Here is a 15,615-nt window from a genome sequence, read left to right as displayed (position 1 = left end):
TATCAAGTGATTGGCTCTGCCGGCCGGACTGGTGAATGGGGTTTCCTGCCGACTCACAGAGACAATGTAAATGGCAAGCACCACCCCAGCCGATAACAGGGAAAAATCGGAGGGGTGGCGGGAAGGCTGCACAGGCATGACATGCAATCTCCCCTCTTGCCTGAATTCGGTCGGTAAGCAGGCCCAACCGATGATGAAAATGGGCCTGCTACCTTTAAATCTGAGTCAGTCCGGATTTAACCCGGGCTGACTCGGGTCTTGCCTGGATTGCCTTACTTAAATGGCGTAGTGCTGACCTGCATACAGGATGAACATACGCAGACACATCATACCGCTCAACGCGCATACACCTGACATGTAGAAGGCCTGTGCAGAGTGGCTGAAGGTCTTGCCAGTGGCGAAGTTCAGCAGCAGTGGGCCGCCAAAGCCGATACCTACAACACCTACCCAGAACAGCGTGGCCCAGGTACCTTCAACGAAGGCGCCAAACGCATATTGAGCGCCAGCGTTACCTGTCATCAGAGATACAGCGATCATAAAGATGAACAGGACTTCGAAGAACATAATTGGCCATTCAGCGCCGTGCAGCAGCCTCATTTCAGCGCTGTGCAGATCTTCCTTGAACATACCCACAGCCAGCATTTTGGCCGCAGCCGCACCGGCTGACAGACCAGACGCGACGAACAGCGCAGGCAGTACAGAGGTATTGATCAGCGGGAAGCGGATCAGCGCAGAGATCAGGAAGCCAGTGTAAGCACATACAGACAGTGCCAGCACCAAAGTCGCCTTTTCAGCCGGGCTGCGGAACTTACGCAGCATATCCAGCACAGGGATCAGGAACTGCAGTTGCTTGATAGCGCGAACTTCTTCTTCCAGTGCAAACAATGCAACCAGAGCCACCAGCGGGATATAGGCCGACAGTGCAATAACACCAATGCTCATCACGGAGTTCAGGTTGTAGAACACCAACATCTTCCAGAAGAACAGCGGGTTGGTTAAGTCGAACACCAGACAGATCATCCCCAGAGAGATGGTCACCAGAGATACCAGTGAAGCTGCCTTCAAAAACGGCGTGTTCTCGGTCTGGCCTTTGAAGAAACGCAGACACAGGGCAATAGTCAGTGCACCACCGGAAATACCCGCAAAGAACAGGTAAACCGCAATCGGCCAGGGCCATGCATAGCCTTCGGTCAGGCCCATGGTGAATTCAATGTTTCCGTCCATGGTTTAAACCCCCAGTTTCACGATTGGGATATAACGCAGGCTTGGCTCGGTACCCATATGGGCCTTGATGCGTACGGAATCTTTCACCGCCAGCAGGCGGCTGACGAAAGAGTTCGGGTCGTTTGCATCACCGAATACCAGAGCGTCGTAGCGACATGCCTGCACACAGGCCGGCAACTCACCCTTGGACAACTTGTTTTCCAGACAGAAGTCGCAGTTATCAGCCACATCAGTGTTGGCGTTGATAAAGCGGGCATTGTATGGACAGGCACCGATACAGTACTTACAACCGGCACACTTGGAGTCATCCATAGTGACCACGCCAGTCTTAGGATCCTTGTAGGCAGCACCGGTTGGGCATACGGCTACGCAAGGCGCGTTCTTGCACTGTTGGCAAGATACACGTACAAACTTACGCTCACAGCCACACTCCATCTTGCCGCAATGTGGGCAAGGCTCACCTTCCACACGACCGGACTGCTGTTCCAGAAGCACCTTGGACACACCTTCAGGCAGGTCATTGGCTTTGTTACAGGCGCCTTTACAGTCGCCACAGCCCACGCATTTGTTCTGATCGAACACCATGACGTAATGAGGCTTGTAGGCGCCGTCGCTTTCCTCTTTTACAGATGTGCAGCCCAGGGGTGCCATCAGTAAAGAACAAGCTCCGACTCCTTTCAGAAACCTCCGTCTCTCTAGAATCTCACTCACAAACATCCTCCATCTGTCGGCCTGGGCCGACCTTTAATTTTGTTCAAGTCGCTTCAGTGTGTCGTCGGTTAACGCGCTCAGGTGACCGGCTGAGCATGCCGGTCAACAGGTCCTCGTCAGCCCTGCGGGTTCAGTTTGCTCTGCGCTTTCAAGATCGCATTATTGATGGCGTCCCGGTTGAATCCCTGGGTTTGGTTCTCGAGCAGAATCTCCCAGTGTTCAATGGCCTTGGCATACTGCCCCTTGAGGTAAGCATCGGTTGCCAGCAGCAATCGGGTTTGCAGTTCCTCACGGTGCAATGCCAGTGCCCGGGCAATCACTATGCCGGTTTCCGGCGCGATAACGCGCTCATCGCGGTAGTACATGGATGTGGCTTTCATGCCCAGCAACTCAGCATCTTCCCCGGTCAGGGCCAGCAGTTGGTCGAAGGTCTCTACCGCATCCTTGTACATGCCACCGGCGGCATAGGATTGGGCCAGATTCAGTAATGCAATCTCGCTTTGCGGGGCTTTATCGACAGCCTGACGTCCCTTGGTGATCTCTGCGGCCACCAGGTAGTCGATGTTCTCGTCGATTTGCCCCTTGTCCCAGTCGCCGAAGCGACCGGTCTGGCTGTAGATCCCCAGGCTGAGTACGAGTACAAACAGACTCATTACAGCAGGGGTGAGGCTCCAGCCTTTGCCTTGATAACCGGGAGTCAGGGATGCAGACTGCGTGTCGGCGCAATCCGCAGTCTGGCGAGCACTGCGCAGGTATCCCGCGTGGTGCACCGCCATAGCGCCACCCACGCAGACAAATACTCCGGCCATTGCCACTACCAAACTGTTCATCCCAGGATCCCCTTTTATCTCAACTCTTTTGATTTCTCGTTGATTAAGGCCGGGCTAAGGAAATCGGTTCATCCCCTTCTCCCCACGCCTTTATCTCAACGCGTATACGTCCAGCTATGCAGTATTATTCGTGGCCGGACATCATGCCGCCCATTCCACCCATACCGCCCATGCCCATTCCGCCCATACCGGCTGGCTTGTCTTTCTGCACCTCTACTTTCACCAGTTCGATTTCGAACACCAGTGCAGATTCAGGTGGGATCATACCCGCGCCCTCGCTGCCGTAAGCCAGTTCAGCCGGTACGGTGAAACGGAAGGTTGAACCCTCAGGCATCAACTGCAGGCCTTCACTCCAACCCGGGATCAGGGTCATCAGCGCCATACGGGCAGGCTTGTTCTGAGCGTAGGTGGACTCAAACTCGGTACCGTCCATCAGCTTACCTGCGTAGTTCACAGTCACTACGTCTTCCGGCTTTGGCTTGTTGCCATTACCCATGGTCAGTACTTCGTACTGCAGACCGGATTCGGTCACAGTCACGCCTTCTTTCAATTTGTTTTCAATCAGGAATGCTTCGCTGTTGGCCTTGTTTTGTTCTTTAATTTTGGCCGTTTGTGCTTCGCGCTTGGCGTTCAGGAACTCCAGTCGCTGGTTCAGCAAGGTCACTACATCACCCTCAGAGATTTTGGACTGATCTTTCAGCGCATCCACAAAACCGGCAACTACAGCGTCCATATTCACATCGGCGCCCAGTTCAACCTGGTTGTACACCTGGTTGGACATATATTTGCCCACGGAGGAACCCAGAGCATAAGACTCACGGTCCAGGTCGGTTTTCAATTCGGTGGCCAGGGCAGTAGTGCTCATTACCAGAGTAGTGACAGTGGCCAGCAGAGTGCGTTTGAAGGTTTTCATAATCAGTTCTCAATCCAATTCTTTAAGATGTTTTGTTCGGGTGGCCGACTCCACAGGATGGGGATGGAGCCGGCCGAAAAACGGTTCGTCAGTCAGGTCGGTTAAGGCTTCTCGTGTGGTCGACCGGACATACGCCAGCCGTAGATGCCGTCCGGCATCTGCATCACATTGGTGTAGCCCAGCTTCATTACTTCCCGTGCCGCTACAACACTGGCGGTACACAGACGGTTGGCGCAGTAGAACACCATCTCAGCGTCTTTATTCTTTGGAAGTAACTCTCTCCACGTTCTTACGTTGAAAAAAACCGCTCCGGGGATGAAACCTTCAGCCCAGATCTCGAGCGTATTTACGTCGAAAAAATAAACATCGCCGCGGTTAAAGAGCATTTCAGCTTCTGTCAGGCTGACATATTTGGGGTTGATGTCATGGTGGATAACCGGAGTCATCTCCTCACCACCACCGGCGAAACAGGTGGCTGCGCTCAGCAGCATTGCCAGAGACATCAGGAATTGGGTGATTAACTTTTTCATTGTGTTTCCCTGTTGTCCCGGCCTGCTGACCGGGACTGATTTTGCTCAGGCTTGCCGGACTGAGCCGGCAAGCACTGGGCGGTCTTACATCTTGCTGGCAGTCAGGTTGCCGTCGATGATGGCCTGGGCCTGAGTTACGTAAGCCAGAGCTGCGTCGATACGCTTCTGGGTGTAACGTGGGCCGTGGACACCCCAGGAACCGTCAGCTTCCAGCAGGTCTACAGTTTCCTGTGCTTTTTCAATCAGCAGGTAAACGTCAGACTTCTGCTGAGTAGACAGCTTGGTCACTTCCATCAGCTGGTCGATACGCTCGATAGAGGCAACAACCTGGGCGTAGGTGTCCTTGATAGGCTTCTGCCACTTCTGAACTTCACCGTAGATTTCCATCTGGTCTTCGAAGTGCATGCCAACTTCCAGTTCAGACTGGAATGGGCTGTGACAGCCTTTGTTCTCAACAACGTCTACGTCAGATGGAGAGGTACGGGCACAAGACCACATCAGGTCGAGGTAGTGGTGACCGGCTTCATCCTTGGCAACAGCCCAGCCCTTAACAGCGGCATCACGTGGCTTACCAGCTGGTGGGTTCAGGTGCTTACGCTCTGGGTGAACGTCAATCTTCCAAACGTGGCTACGACGTACTGCGTCGAAACCAGCCATGTCAGGGAACTGCATACCGGTGAAGTTTTCACAGGAACCAGTGTTAGGCATGTGACACGCCTGACAGGTCTGGTCGGTGTGAGTCTTGGCATTGTCAGCAATGATCTTCTGAGCTTCGTGACAGTCCTGACAGTCTTTCTTCATGGCAGGTTTGGTGAAGTTAGACTTCCAATCGTTACCGGTCACTTCGTGTGGATCGTGACAGGTCGCACAACGCATACCCTTGTCGTAGTGCATGGAAGAGTACATCTGAGAACCTTCAGTACCGCATGATGGGCAAGAAGACTTCATCTTCACGCCGAATGCGTAGTCCAGCTTCTCGCTGGCTTCATCGGTTTCAGCCAACTCTTCTACGAAGTTGAAACGCTGGTGACAACGTTCACAGTTGGATGGCATGCCGCCACCGATACCGCCGTCCAGGTGACCACCGGCGCCATGACACTCTTCACAGGTAATACCCTTGGAGATAGTGTGCTTGCGCAGCTCTTCCGGGTTACCCAGTGCAGCGAAGAACTCATCTTTGCTCTGGAAGTCAAACTTGAAGGTGTGACAGATTTCGCAGTAAGAAGACGCAGGCTGGAACAGGAACTCTTTCTCATACTTGGAACCGTAAGAGCTCATACCCCACTGGTGAGAACCAGTCAGACCAATCTCTTCCAGAGTTGTTGGGAAAGTAGGGATAACTTTCTGGATCTCTTTTGCTTTCTCAGGGGTCAGCCACTCAGCCCAACCACGGGAGAACTGGTTTGCACCCGCAGTCAGAGTACCAGTGCCATCTACCAGCAGACCGTCTTTAACGTGGTAAGTACCACGAACCAGCCAGCTGTCCATGTAGCCATACTTGGTACGTGGAGTACCGATGGTGGCGTAGATAGCGTCCGGAGTGATACCGTCTGGCAGGATAGAGGTATCCTTGGTGTCGTACATAGTCTGTTCGATGTCGTTATTTACCTCTGGGTGTTCACCAGGGAAACGAACAGTTTTGGCGTGACGGGAGCGGCTCCACTTTTCGTACTGAGCAGCGTGACACTCACCACACTTCTCAGGACCAACGAACTTGTTAGGGAAATCCAGGATAGACTTTTCACCCAAGCGATACTGCAGCGCCATTGGGCGGCCTTTGTGCTTGGAGTACATCTGAGAGTTACCTTCTTCCAGGTATTCGCCACCACGGTCAGAAACCATGTAGACACCCTTCAGACGGCCTTCTTCTTCATACTTGAAAACAGGGTGGTTCTGGAACAGGAAGTCAAACAGCTCTTTTTCCTGAACAATGTAGTCCTGCAGAGTTTTTACACCCTTGCTTGCTTCAGTCAGATCTGGATTGGCAATAACACCCTGGGCAGTTTTGCCCATTTCGTGGGTACCGTAACCTGGGTCGCCTGCTTTAGGGGCCGCGTAAGCAGCGCCGCTGGCTACTGTGCCAAGACAAAACAACACGCCCAGCGCTGTTTTGTTTATCCGTTGATTCATCATTCACTCCTAAATTTTTTCTTCGTTTTTATTCACTAAACCCGACAGTTCACTGAACGACATCGACACTTGAGCAGGGCCTATTCTTCACATCTGCCAGCACAAAAACGGGCACTTGCCCCCATTCGCCCAGCGTTTCAAGCAGATGAAAACCTGAAAAAATAAAAAGCTTATAAATCAGTTATTTGATATTTATAAAAGCGGTGATTTTGAGATTTCAATTATGATTTTTTGCTGAAGTAAAAAACTTTCTTCTGGACACAGATCACACTTGGTACGGGCAGAGCAGCAAGACACAGACCAAAGCATGAGGTGGGTCACAAGGGCCTCAGTCCTCGGTTAACGCCCGTAATGAAACATTAATTTGCTTTCACCACACGGACATCCCCCTGTTCCAGCGTCCTATCCCGGCGTTATTTGGTTATACTGGGGGTCTGTTTTCACCGGCGGAGCCTGATGTGAAACCCCTTTCCCACTATTGGCATGCAGGGCTTAACGCCTGGGTGTCACTGCGCCATGTTCTGCTTGCCGCACTGGTTTTTCTCAATGGCCTGATGATATTTCTGTCCGCCAGAGGCAAAGCAGAAAGTCTGATTGAGCTGTTTCATATCAAAAGCTTCACCACCATTGACTGGAGCACGGTTGCCAACGGCCCCTGGTTTTTGCTGGGCCTGTTTTTAATGCTGAATGCGATAGGACTCCTGTACCGCGCCAGAATTGCGTGGGCTGTCAGCATTGTGTTACTGGCCATTATTGTGGCTTTTACCTGGCATTTTTATCCCGAGCTGAAAATCCATTTAAGTCTGTGTGGCGGCACACTCCTGTTGCTGTTCCTGTTCAGCGCGGACTTTAACCGTTCAAGTGCGGCCGCCGGCGGCATTGTGGCCTTTATCAGCTTTGCGGTTTTGCTGTTTTATTCCACCTATGGTGCCCTGTATTTCGGCAGCGGCTTTCATCCGGCTATCGGCAATCTGATGGATGCCTTCTACTTCTCCATGGTGACCATGACCACTGTGGGCTATGGCGACATCATTCCTGTGTCAGAGCCTGCCCGGCTATTCACCATCTCGGTAATCGTTGCCGGTATTACCGTGTTCGCGACCTCGCTCACAACTGTGTTTGGCCCCATCATCAAAGGCGGCCTTGATAAGCTTGTTAAAGGGAACCCAAAGCCCATGAACCGAAAGAATCACTTTATTGTCTGCGGTACTTCTGTGCTGGCTCTCAGCACTATTTATCAGTTAAAGCAAAGGGATATGCAGGTCACTGTACTCACCTCAGCACCGGAGGAGGAATTTGCTGCGATAGAGCAAAGGGCAGGCTGCAAACTGGACCTGCTGTCCGGCGACTCAACGGATAACGGCCTGCTGAAAGAGGCGGGAGTGGAGCAATGTAAGGCCGTACTGGCATTGACTGAAGACGATGCCGCCAATGCATTTATCGTGCTGTCGGTAAAGGACTTCAGCCCGGAGACCAAAACCGTGCTATCGGTAAATGACGCCAAGAATATGAACAAGGTGAAGCAGGTGAAAGCAGATGTAGTGTTATCACCACAGTTGTTTGGCAGCGAGATCCTGGCCAGCGTGCTGTCCGGCGAGCCACTGGACAATGACAAGCTGGTGTCTCTGCTGCTGACCAGTGGCCATGGCTTGTTTGATAAAGAGTCTTAGGGTCTGTTTATGGGGCAAACTCTGCCGCGATATAAGCCCAGGCTTGTATGCCGGATTCGAACTCCAGTTTCACCCGCACATAGTCATCGACTTCATATTCATCGGCCCGGGCCAGCTCTTGTGGTGTCACCTCGAACACCATGCCAGCGACAGCATCCATGGGATTACCGCTTGGGATTAATGCCGGATGCATCTCTTTACCACTGACCGCCAGAACATGGGGGTCGGTGATCCTTACCTCCCCTACTTTATAACCGGGTAAGCTGTCTGACTTTCCTGTCAGCAAACGCCCAAAGGTGCTGAGTTGAACCCCATCCTGCTGCAAAGTCCCGTATGAGAACAACAGTTCCATACTGTGAATCCTCTGTTTAACCCTATTATTACCGCACACTATAACAGGATTAAGCGATTGACAGGCAAAATCACACGGTCACAATGTGGACAGGCAGTGAAGGAGCATCTATGTCATCAACCAACCCCACGCCCCTGTATCTGGGCATGGCCATGTGGTCTCACAAGAACTGGCAGCAAAGTATCTTTGCCGGAGAAACCGACAAACTGGCAGCCTATGGGCGTGTATTTAACACAGTAGAGGGCAATACCACGTTTTACGCCACACCTTCCAGTCAAAGCGTGCTTAACTGGCGAGATGCGGTAACCGACGACTTTCGCTTCACCTTTAAACTGCCTCAGACCATTACTCATCAGATGCAACTGCAAAACTGCAGCAAGGAGCTCAATGAGTTCCTGCACATAATGTCGCCGCTGGCAGAAAAGACAGGGGTGTGGAAGATACAATTGCCCGCGGCATTTGGTCCGGATTCGCTGTATTTGCTCGAGCAATTGCTGGATGCAATGCCTGCTGGCTTTCACTCTGGGGTGGAGGTCAGACACCCTGCTTTCTTTGCCAAAGGAGACGCCGAGCGAGCCTTGAATCGCCTGCTGATGGAGAAGAACGCCGACCGTATCATCATAGATACCCGTCCGGTATTTGCAGCTCCACCGGATTCTGAAGCCGTTATCGACGCCCACCAGAAAAAGCCCAGAGTACCTGTACACGCTATTGCCACCTCAGACTCGCCAGTTGTCCGCTTTATCGGTCACCCGGAGCTGGAAGCCAATGACGCTTTCTTTACCCCCTGGCTGACCAAACTGAGCGACTGGATTGAGGAGGGTCGTCGCCCCTTCCTGTTTGTCCACACTCCGGACAACGCACTGGCACCTGAGTTGGCCATACGACTGCTCAGCCAATTGCAGCAACATCAGCCCCAGCTGGCCTCGGTCACTCTGGCATCGGCCCAACCTGTGCCGCAAATGTCGTTGTTATAAAAAAGCCCGAAGCAATGCTCCGGGCTTTTACAGTGGCAAGCTGATTACCAATACCAGACTGACTCTCCACGTTCGAACACCTGCACCAGGGGAGCGCTGCCATCATAAAACCAGATTTCCGCCAGTACCGGACCTTCATCAGTCACCAGAGTAAAATCCAGGGTCAACTCCCCCCCTGCCAGAGGTGACGACAAAATACGGCTGTCGTACACCGGCAGGTAATCCCCATCAGACAGCTGGTGATACTGGCTGTAGACAGAGAGGTATGCCCTGTCAGTACTGTAACCACTGATATCAACCTGCACTGTCTGAGTCGCTGTCGGGTTATAGTCAAATCCCGCAGGTGCAACCAGGTCACCCGTAGAGGTCACAGTATTACTGGTATTGTCTGTAGACGTATCCGGCGCTGGGGCTGGAGCAGGTGCTGGCGCCGGACTTGCTTCCCCTTCGTCTCCACCTCCGCCACCACAGGCGGTGAGAAATCCACATAGTGTCAGTATCATAATTGACTTGTTCATATTGACCTCCGCCTATCAGTAAGTCTGAGCCGAAACGGCGTTATCGGATTTGTACCAAAGGGCATTGGTACCATCCCCCTCAGTAGCGTAGCCTTCAAAATCGGGGTAAGCCTTGAGCAGGTCGACTCTCTCTTTAGGCCACTCCCACGGCTCCGGCAACATCAGTGCCCATGGCAGGTTATTGCTGGTCTTGAAGTACTTGCCTGTGGCATCGTTGGAGTCATCCACACCCAGGCCCATAATGTTCACCTTGTCGAACTTTTCGGTAGGTGCCTGATCTGCCAGGTGTACCTCCCAGCTGCGGCCGGGATGCTCAGGCATGCCCTCACCGTGATACTTATCAGGCGTTGCAAAGATAAATGGGTCGTAAGGCATATCAGGCAGGCCAGAGACATCTGCGTCAGGGTTAAAGCTGATAGTCAGCTCAAACTCATAGGAGATATCTTCACGGCAGTTCTCCAATGTCCTGAAGTACTGACAGCTGAAATCAGCGGCCTCATTCAAGTCGTTACTGATAACAAAGCTGGCTTCCTGCATGTCAGTTTCCATGCCACTGTCTGACTGCAACTGGCCATTCACTTTGAGATAGGTCAACTGAGTATTAACGTCTGTGCGAGCCACATTGGGTAACCTGATAGCAAAGCCGTTGTGGTAGCTGGCACCCAGTGCAGCCAATTGGCCGGTAACCTTGATTTTAGCGACCACATCATCCTTCAGTGTCTCAGTGACCCGCAGGAACATCACCACATCATTCATGTCGTAATCTGCGGTGTACGGATAATTGTCCTCATAAGCCAGAGTCACAAAGCCAGTACTGGAGGGGAAATGTTCCTGTCGGGTGTTGGCCGCGGTAATGGTCAGGCCGTGATCTTCTACCTCACCTGATGTCGAACCACCATCAGCGTCCAAACCTGTTTGCTGGCTAAAGCGGAAACGGCTCCAGGTATCACCTGCGACTGCATTGAGGTCAGCCTCGAAAAACAGCACATTCTGCCCTGCTTGCAGCAGTTGGTCTTCAAACACCTTGTCGCCGGGCTCATCAAACTCACCATCACCATCCCAGTCAATCCACCCAGACAGATAGCCAGAGGTCGAGGCATAAGCGGTGACCAGAGTATCCAGTCCGGGCTCTACCGCGGTAACAAAGCCGATACCATCCTCATCGTCTATACCAGTCGTGTCATCGGAATCAGGCGATACGGCACCATCTGCATCGCCATCAACACCGTTAAGCCCAAGCCAGGTCAACTCATCCAGTTGGTGTCTTGGCCCATTACTGGCCAACGTCGTCTTGTAGCTGTCAGGGGCATCACCAAAATCGATATTCGAGTCTTCATCTATCACCGGCGCGTTGGCACAACGGGCACCATCGTTTTGATTGGACATAGGACCATCAGCAAACTCTACCGCGGTAAAATCACTCTCAACAAAGTCGCCGCTTTCATCGAGACTCATGTTGACCCTGTAAATTTTACCGCCTTCACGAATCACAACCCCGCCGCTGCTGACGTCATTGTTACGGGAAACATAGTAGTAACCGTTCACGTCGAAATAACCAGCGCCAAAGGTTCCTTTCTGGCCGGTATCGGCAATATAAGTTTCCTGACCTGAAGTCGGGTCAAACTCGTAAAGAAACCCTGAGTTGTTATCTATCCCATAAAGCTTGCCATTACCTGGATGGAAAGCCATGTCGGTGAGGCTAACAGCGGCTCTGCTGGAGATTTTTACCACTGGCAAGACTGCATTGGCATCGCTATCGAGTGGCGACAGGTCGATTTTGAACAAGCCTTTATTAGCCCTGTACAGATAATAGGTATGGTCATAGACATCACCTACAAAGAAGGTGTGGTCAGTGGGTAGATCTGAGGTATTCACATCCGACACCTGAAAATTCTTGCCCATTCGGACAATCTTTTTGTTGGTGGTGTCATAACCGTAAATGTATCTATCGGTGAAGTTAAAGCCGACACCATTCACGTTGGCCGTAGTGCCTGTGTCATCTTCAAGTAAAGTGGTAGCACCTGTCACCAGGTTAACGCCGTACACTTTCACCGGAGCTGATTGAAACAGATAGGCCTTGCTGGGGCAGGTATCAAAAGGGGTCGCATTGGCGTGAACAGACCAGACTGCCATCACTAATGCCGGGAGGGTAAGTTTGCTCATAGTCATCGTCCTGTTGCCTTAAGTACCCTGACAACCCAAGAAGCATGCCACTTTTTAAGTTTCGTAAAGTCAAAGAGTTACAATTTGGCCTTTAAAGATAATTTCTAAATAGCATCGCACTTTGCAAATTGAGATCATGAATTATCCATTGTCTTGCAGAATGAGTTCACTTATCTGCAAATCTCCTTTGCGCTGAATTTACTTCTCAACGGCCAATAGCTAGAGTGGCCGCTTAACATCTCTATACGGAAAATTACCGTGCTCAGCGGATTGCTATTCGTCATCATCCCTCTGGTACTGGGGTATTTGGTCAAATTGAAAAATACCCGATACCTGGCCCGAATCGACGCCAGTTGTGGCCAACTGGTGTCTGTCATTCTGTTCCTGATGGGGCTCAGCCTGGCCAAGATGGATCAACTGGGACAGAATCTGGCGCAAATGCTGCAAATTGCCGGGATCCTGTTTATCTGTATCAGTGGTTGCAACCTGTTGGCACTGCCATTACTGGATAAGAACTGGAATACTCAGGTCGCGACCCAGAAAGCCAAACTGCCTTTTAAAGCCATGCTGATCGGCTCAGGTAAACTTATTCTGGCGGTAGCGCTGGGCCTGGGAGCTGGGTTAATTGTTCGCAGCATATGGCCCGGCTCCCTGTTCTGGGTTGATGACGCCAGTGAGTGGATCTTGCTGTTACTGCTTTTACTCATAGGTATCAGCCTTCGTAACAGCGCAATGTCGCTTAAGCAGATACTGCTGAATGCCAAAGGCATGAAGCTGGCACTGGTGGTGGTATTGAGTTCATTGCCCGGGGGACTGCTGGCGGCCTGGTGGCTGGACCTTCCCTGGAACCAGGGACTCGCCATGGCTTCCGGCTTTGGCTGGTATTCACTGACAGGTATTCTGGTCACAGACTACCTCGGACCTGTACTGGGTGGGGGCGCCTTCCTTAACGAGCTGTTGCGGGAAATGGTCGCTATTATGCTAATCCCATTACTTATCGCCCGTTATCCTGCGACTTCCGTTGGCTTTGCCGGCGCAACTGCCATGGACTTTACTCTGCCGGTTATCCAACAAAGTGGTGGTAATAGCCTGGTGCCGACAGCGATTGTCAGTGGCTTTATATTAAGCCTATTGGTTCCGGTATTTGTTACCTTCTTCCTGACTTTGAGTTAGCGGATAAGCAGATTCAAAGGTCACTAATGTGGCCTTTTTTATTGTTCCTTTGAAACGGGAAAGCTGCAACGTGATGGGGATTACGGATATGTGCCGGCGGCTGTGATATTTTTCCGGATTCAGAATAGCGAAAAGCCGTTCATTGCTGAACGGCTTTTCTTGAAGACTGGCAGGGGTGGCAGGACTCGAACCCGCAACCGTCGGTTTTGGAGACCGCTGTTCTACCAATTGGAACTACACCCCTGTCGACGAGATGGATTATGCTAAAACCCCCTCAAAAGGTAAAGCACTTTTTCATAAGAAACTGCGCGACTGCGGCTTTTTCCGTCACAACGATTAAAAAGCCACTAAATTGGCTTATTTTACTGCAACAAAGCCCGATAAAGCCTCAAGTCCTCATCTTCAAAACAAACAAATATCAGCTGCTTGAGTGACGTGTTTGAACTAAGTTTTTTGCGTACAACCGACACTGCAATCTCAGCAGCCAGCTTTTTAGGAAAACCATAGACTCCTGTACTGATACAGGGAAACGCAATACTCTTGATATTCAGCCTTTGTGCCTCAGCCAAAGCCTGAATATAGCAAGACGCTAATAACTCCTGCTCACCACTTTCTCCTCCACGCCAGACAGGTCCAACAGCATGAAAGAGGTAACTTGCCGGAAGCATAAACCCTGAGGTAACCCGGACCTCCCCTGTGGGACAACCACCTATAGTGCGACATGCCTCCAACAGCTCAGGACCTGCAGCCCTGTGAATTGCACCATCAACGCCTCCTCCCCCCAGTAATCTCGAGTTGGCAGCATTAACAATGGCATCCACCTTAAGCCTGGTAATATCGCCTTTAATAGCCTCTATATCCACATTCAAGCTCTCCTGCGGTCCGTTGCAACTACCTACTATAGCTTTATAACAGCCTTATTCATTCTGCTGATGTTTAAGTCGGGTCTCCCGCACCAGTTGACATTGACTACCGCCTGGCTGACAGCGCCACTCTTTACTCTCCATCTTATTACCCTGGCGTTGCCAACCCTGCTTTACCAGGTTGTTGCCATCATCAGACCGACGCTGGTAGCTGATCTGCCAGTGAAAAGGATCATTAAACTCCACATTGCTTACCTGATAGCTATGTAGTGAGCCATTTCCATTGCGAAAGTAGGATTCAATAAGACTCCCTGAATCCTGATTCTGGGTTAGCAAACTGACAGCATAAATACGTTGTCCGTCATCCGCATAAATCAGATAACGAATTAAAGTCGTCTGATCCGGCGTCACCTCAGTATTCAGCCTGAGATCCACTATCTGTGGGTTGGAATTTGCATACTTAATCTGTCCCTGCCAATGTCCTGCGCTACCCAGCATCGCCTGCCAGGCATCTTCATTGGTAAAGCCTTCGGCCAGTACAGGGGTTGAGATGGCAAGAAGCAAAGGTGCCACCAAGATCGCGTTCAGCACTCTCATGGGTAAAGTCCTTGCTGTATTGAGATAAACAGCTATTCAGATTACCGGGTAAGCAACAAGGATTCAGTGAATCTGCGTTAATCCGAGGGGGTATGAATGCGACAAGCAAAACAACATCTAGTCACGTTAGTAAGGGGGAGTATTGATCTTGCAGGACGGGAGTCATCGGGGACGCCCAGTCGCGCACGGCCAGTGCCGCGACCTGGAGTCCGCAGGGCTCCGTCGCGGGAAATAAAACGCAACCGAAGATGAGGCTTTTCACTTAAGTTTGTGGGCGAGTGTGGCGCAGCCACAAGCTTATGAGCACGAAGCTTTAGCGTAGCTGGGGCGGATTTATCCGCGACGCCACAACACCAAATGAAAATATTGTATAAGCGAAAAAAGCCTCTGCATTGCTGCAGAGGCTTTTATCTTAATGTTGGCGGAGCGGACGGGACTCGAACCCGCGACCCCCGGCGTGACAGGCCGGTATTCTAACCAACTGAACTACCGCTCCTTTGGGATTTCTCCCAAATTTGGGCGCTTGGCAATGACCTACTCTCACATGGGGAAGCCCCACACTACCATCGGCGCAGCTGCGTTTCACTTCTGAGTTCGGAATGGGATCAGGTGGGACCACAGCGCTATTGTCACCAAGCAAATTCGTTTTGACTTGTCTCTTGAACGTCTGACGGCATTGTTGCTGCACTCAAATGCTCACATAGCGCTGCTATGCTCCGCTTTTCGTTTGCCACGGCTTTGTCAGCCGCCCAACATCCTGCGTCAAGAAAGTCTTTAAATTTGGAAAGCTTCAGAGTTCGACTTCAATCAAGTCTTGAAATTCTATTCAAGGTTATAACCAGTAAGTGACCTCCATGGATGGAGGAAATACTAGAAAATGTCAGGAACATTTTCAGTAGAAACCCTTTTGGGTTGTATGGTTAAGCCTCTCGAGTCATTAGTATCAGTTAGCTCAACGCCTCAC

The 15,615-nt window shown here is 51.4% G+C and carries 14 protein-coding genes, 2 tRNA genes and 1 rRNA gene; 3 read left to right on the top strand and 14 right to left on the bottom strand.

Annotated features, from left to right (window positions below; all coding sequences use genetic code 11):
* Positions 1-276: 276 nt before the first annotated feature.
* The 6 genes from nrfD to ACFOE0_RS03065 all read right to left on the bottom strand — a co-directional run bounded on the left by nrfD (position 277) and on the right by ACFOE0_RS03065 (position 6,338).
* Positions 277-1,224, bottom strand: a complete 948-nt coding sequence (gene nrfD, locus ACFOE0_RS03090; protein WP_248935507.1) for an NrfD/PsrC family molybdoenzyme membrane anchor subunit — start codon at positions 1,222-1,224, stop codon at positions 277-279.
* A gap of 3 nt (positions 1,225-1,227) precedes the next feature.
* Entirely contained in the window at positions 1,228-1,935 is a 708-nt protein-coding gene (locus ACFOE0_RS03085; protein WP_248935508.1) for a 4Fe-4S dicluster domain-containing protein, read from the bottom strand.
* A 116-nt stretch (positions 1,936-2,051) separates the two neighbouring features.
* Positions 2,052-2,765, bottom strand: a complete 714-nt coding sequence (locus ACFOE0_RS03080) for a tetratricopeptide repeat protein (protein WP_248935509.1) — start codon at positions 2,763-2,765, stop codon at positions 2,052-2,054.
* A 124-nt stretch (positions 2,766-2,889) separates the two neighbouring features.
* Positions 2,890-3,678, bottom strand: a complete 789-nt coding sequence (locus tag ACFOE0_RS03075) for an FKBP-type peptidyl-prolyl cis-trans isomerase (RefSeq protein ID WP_248935510.1) — start codon at positions 3,676-3,678, stop codon at positions 2,890-2,892.
* A 101-nt stretch (positions 3,679-3,779) separates the two neighbouring features.
* Positions 3,780-4,208, bottom strand: coding sequence for a rhodanese-like domain-containing protein (locus tag ACFOE0_RS03070; protein WP_248935511.1), 429 nt, complete (start codon positions 4,206-4,208; stop codon positions 3,780-3,782).
* A gap of 84 nt (positions 4,209-4,292) precedes the next feature.
* Positions 4,293-6,338 (bottom strand): multiheme c-type cytochrome, encoded by a 2,046-nt coding sequence (locus ACFOE0_RS03065; RefSeq protein ID WP_248935512.1) that lies wholly within the window; start codon positions 6,336-6,338, stop codon positions 4,293-4,295.
* Positions 6,339-6,796: 458 nt separating this feature from the next.
* Between ACFOE0_RS03065 and kch the strand changes: the two genes are divergently transcribed.
* Positions 6,797-8,008: a voltage-gated potassium channel protein gene (kch, locus tag ACFOE0_RS03060; protein ID WP_248935513.1), complete on the top strand. Its 1,212-nt coding sequence runs from the start codon at positions 6,797-6,799 to the stop codon at positions 8,006-8,008.
* A 7-nt stretch (positions 8,009-8,015) separates the two neighbouring features.
* Here kch and ACFOE0_RS03055 read toward each other — a convergent pair whose 3' ends face one another.
* Positions 8,016-8,360 (bottom strand): gamma-glutamylcyclotransferase family protein, encoded by a 345-nt coding sequence (locus ACFOE0_RS03055; RefSeq protein WP_248935514.1) that lies wholly within the window; start codon positions 8,358-8,360, stop codon positions 8,016-8,018.
* A 110-nt stretch (positions 8,361-8,470) separates the two neighbouring features.
* Between ACFOE0_RS03055 and ACFOE0_RS03050 the strand changes: the two genes are divergently transcribed.
* On the top strand, positions 8,471-9,337 hold the full coding sequence (locus ACFOE0_RS03050) for a DUF72 domain-containing protein (RefSeq protein WP_248935515.1): 867 nt from the start codon (positions 8,471-8,473) through the stop codon (positions 9,335-9,337).
* 44 nt (positions 9,338-9,381) lie between these two features.
* On the opposite strand, the gene ACFOE0_RS03045 is transcribed toward ACFOE0_RS03050, so the two are convergent.
* Entirely contained in the window at positions 9,382-9,855 is a 474-nt protein-coding gene (locus ACFOE0_RS03045) for a hypothetical protein (RefSeq protein ID WP_248935559.1), read from the bottom strand.
* A gap of 15 nt (positions 9,856-9,870) precedes the next feature.
* Entirely contained in the window at positions 9,871-12,018 is a 2,148-nt protein-coding gene (locus ACFOE0_RS03040) for an LruC domain-containing protein (protein ID WP_248935516.1), read from the bottom strand.
* Positions 12,019-12,276: 258 nt separating this feature from the next.
* On the opposite strand from ACFOE0_RS03040, the gene ACFOE0_RS03035 reads away from it, so the two are divergent.
* Positions 12,277-13,191 carry a lysine exporter LysO family protein gene (locus ACFOE0_RS03035; protein WP_248935517.1) on the top strand — a complete coding sequence of 305 codons (915 nt, stop codon included), beginning with the start codon at positions 12,277-12,279 and terminating at the stop codon, positions 13,189-13,191.
* Between the two features lie 167 nt (positions 13,192-13,358).
* Here ACFOE0_RS03035 and ACFOE0_RS03030 read toward each other — a convergent pair.
* From ACFOE0_RS03030 to rrf, 5 genes are all read right to left on the bottom strand, one after another.
* Positions 13,359-13,435 (bottom strand) — tRNA-Trp (locus ACFOE0_RS03030).
* 118 nt (positions 13,436-13,553) lie between these two features.
* The gene (locus ACFOE0_RS03025; protein ID WP_248935518.1) at positions 13,554-14,054 is read right to left on the bottom strand and encodes an O-acetyl-ADP-ribose deacetylase; all 501 of its coding nucleotides are present in this window, start codon (positions 14,052-14,054) and stop codon (positions 13,554-13,556) included.
* A 54-nt stretch (positions 14,055-14,108) separates the two neighbouring features.
* Positions 14,109-14,651 carry a hypothetical protein gene (locus ACFOE0_RS03020; protein WP_248935519.1) on the bottom strand — a complete coding sequence of 181 codons (543 nt, stop codon included), beginning with the start codon at positions 14,649-14,651 and terminating at the stop codon, positions 14,109-14,111.
* 419 nt (positions 14,652-15,070) lie between these two features.
* Positions 15,071-15,147: transfer RNA gene (locus tag ACFOE0_RS03015), tRNA-Asp, on the bottom strand.
* A gap of 25 nt (positions 15,148-15,172) precedes the next feature.
* Positions 15,173-15,288: ribosomal RNA gene (rrf, locus tag ACFOE0_RS03010) — 5S ribosomal RNA — on the bottom strand.
* Positions 15,289-15,615: the final 327 nt, after the last annotated feature.

The sequence above is a fragment of the Shewanella submarina genome (assembly GCF_042646185.1).
In the GTDB taxonomy this organism is placed as follows: Bacteria; Pseudomonadota; Gammaproteobacteria; order Enterobacterales; family Shewanellaceae; genus Shewanella; species Shewanella corallii.
Note: the sequence above shows the minus strand (reverse complement) of the source record. Positions and strands in the feature narration are given on the sequence as shown.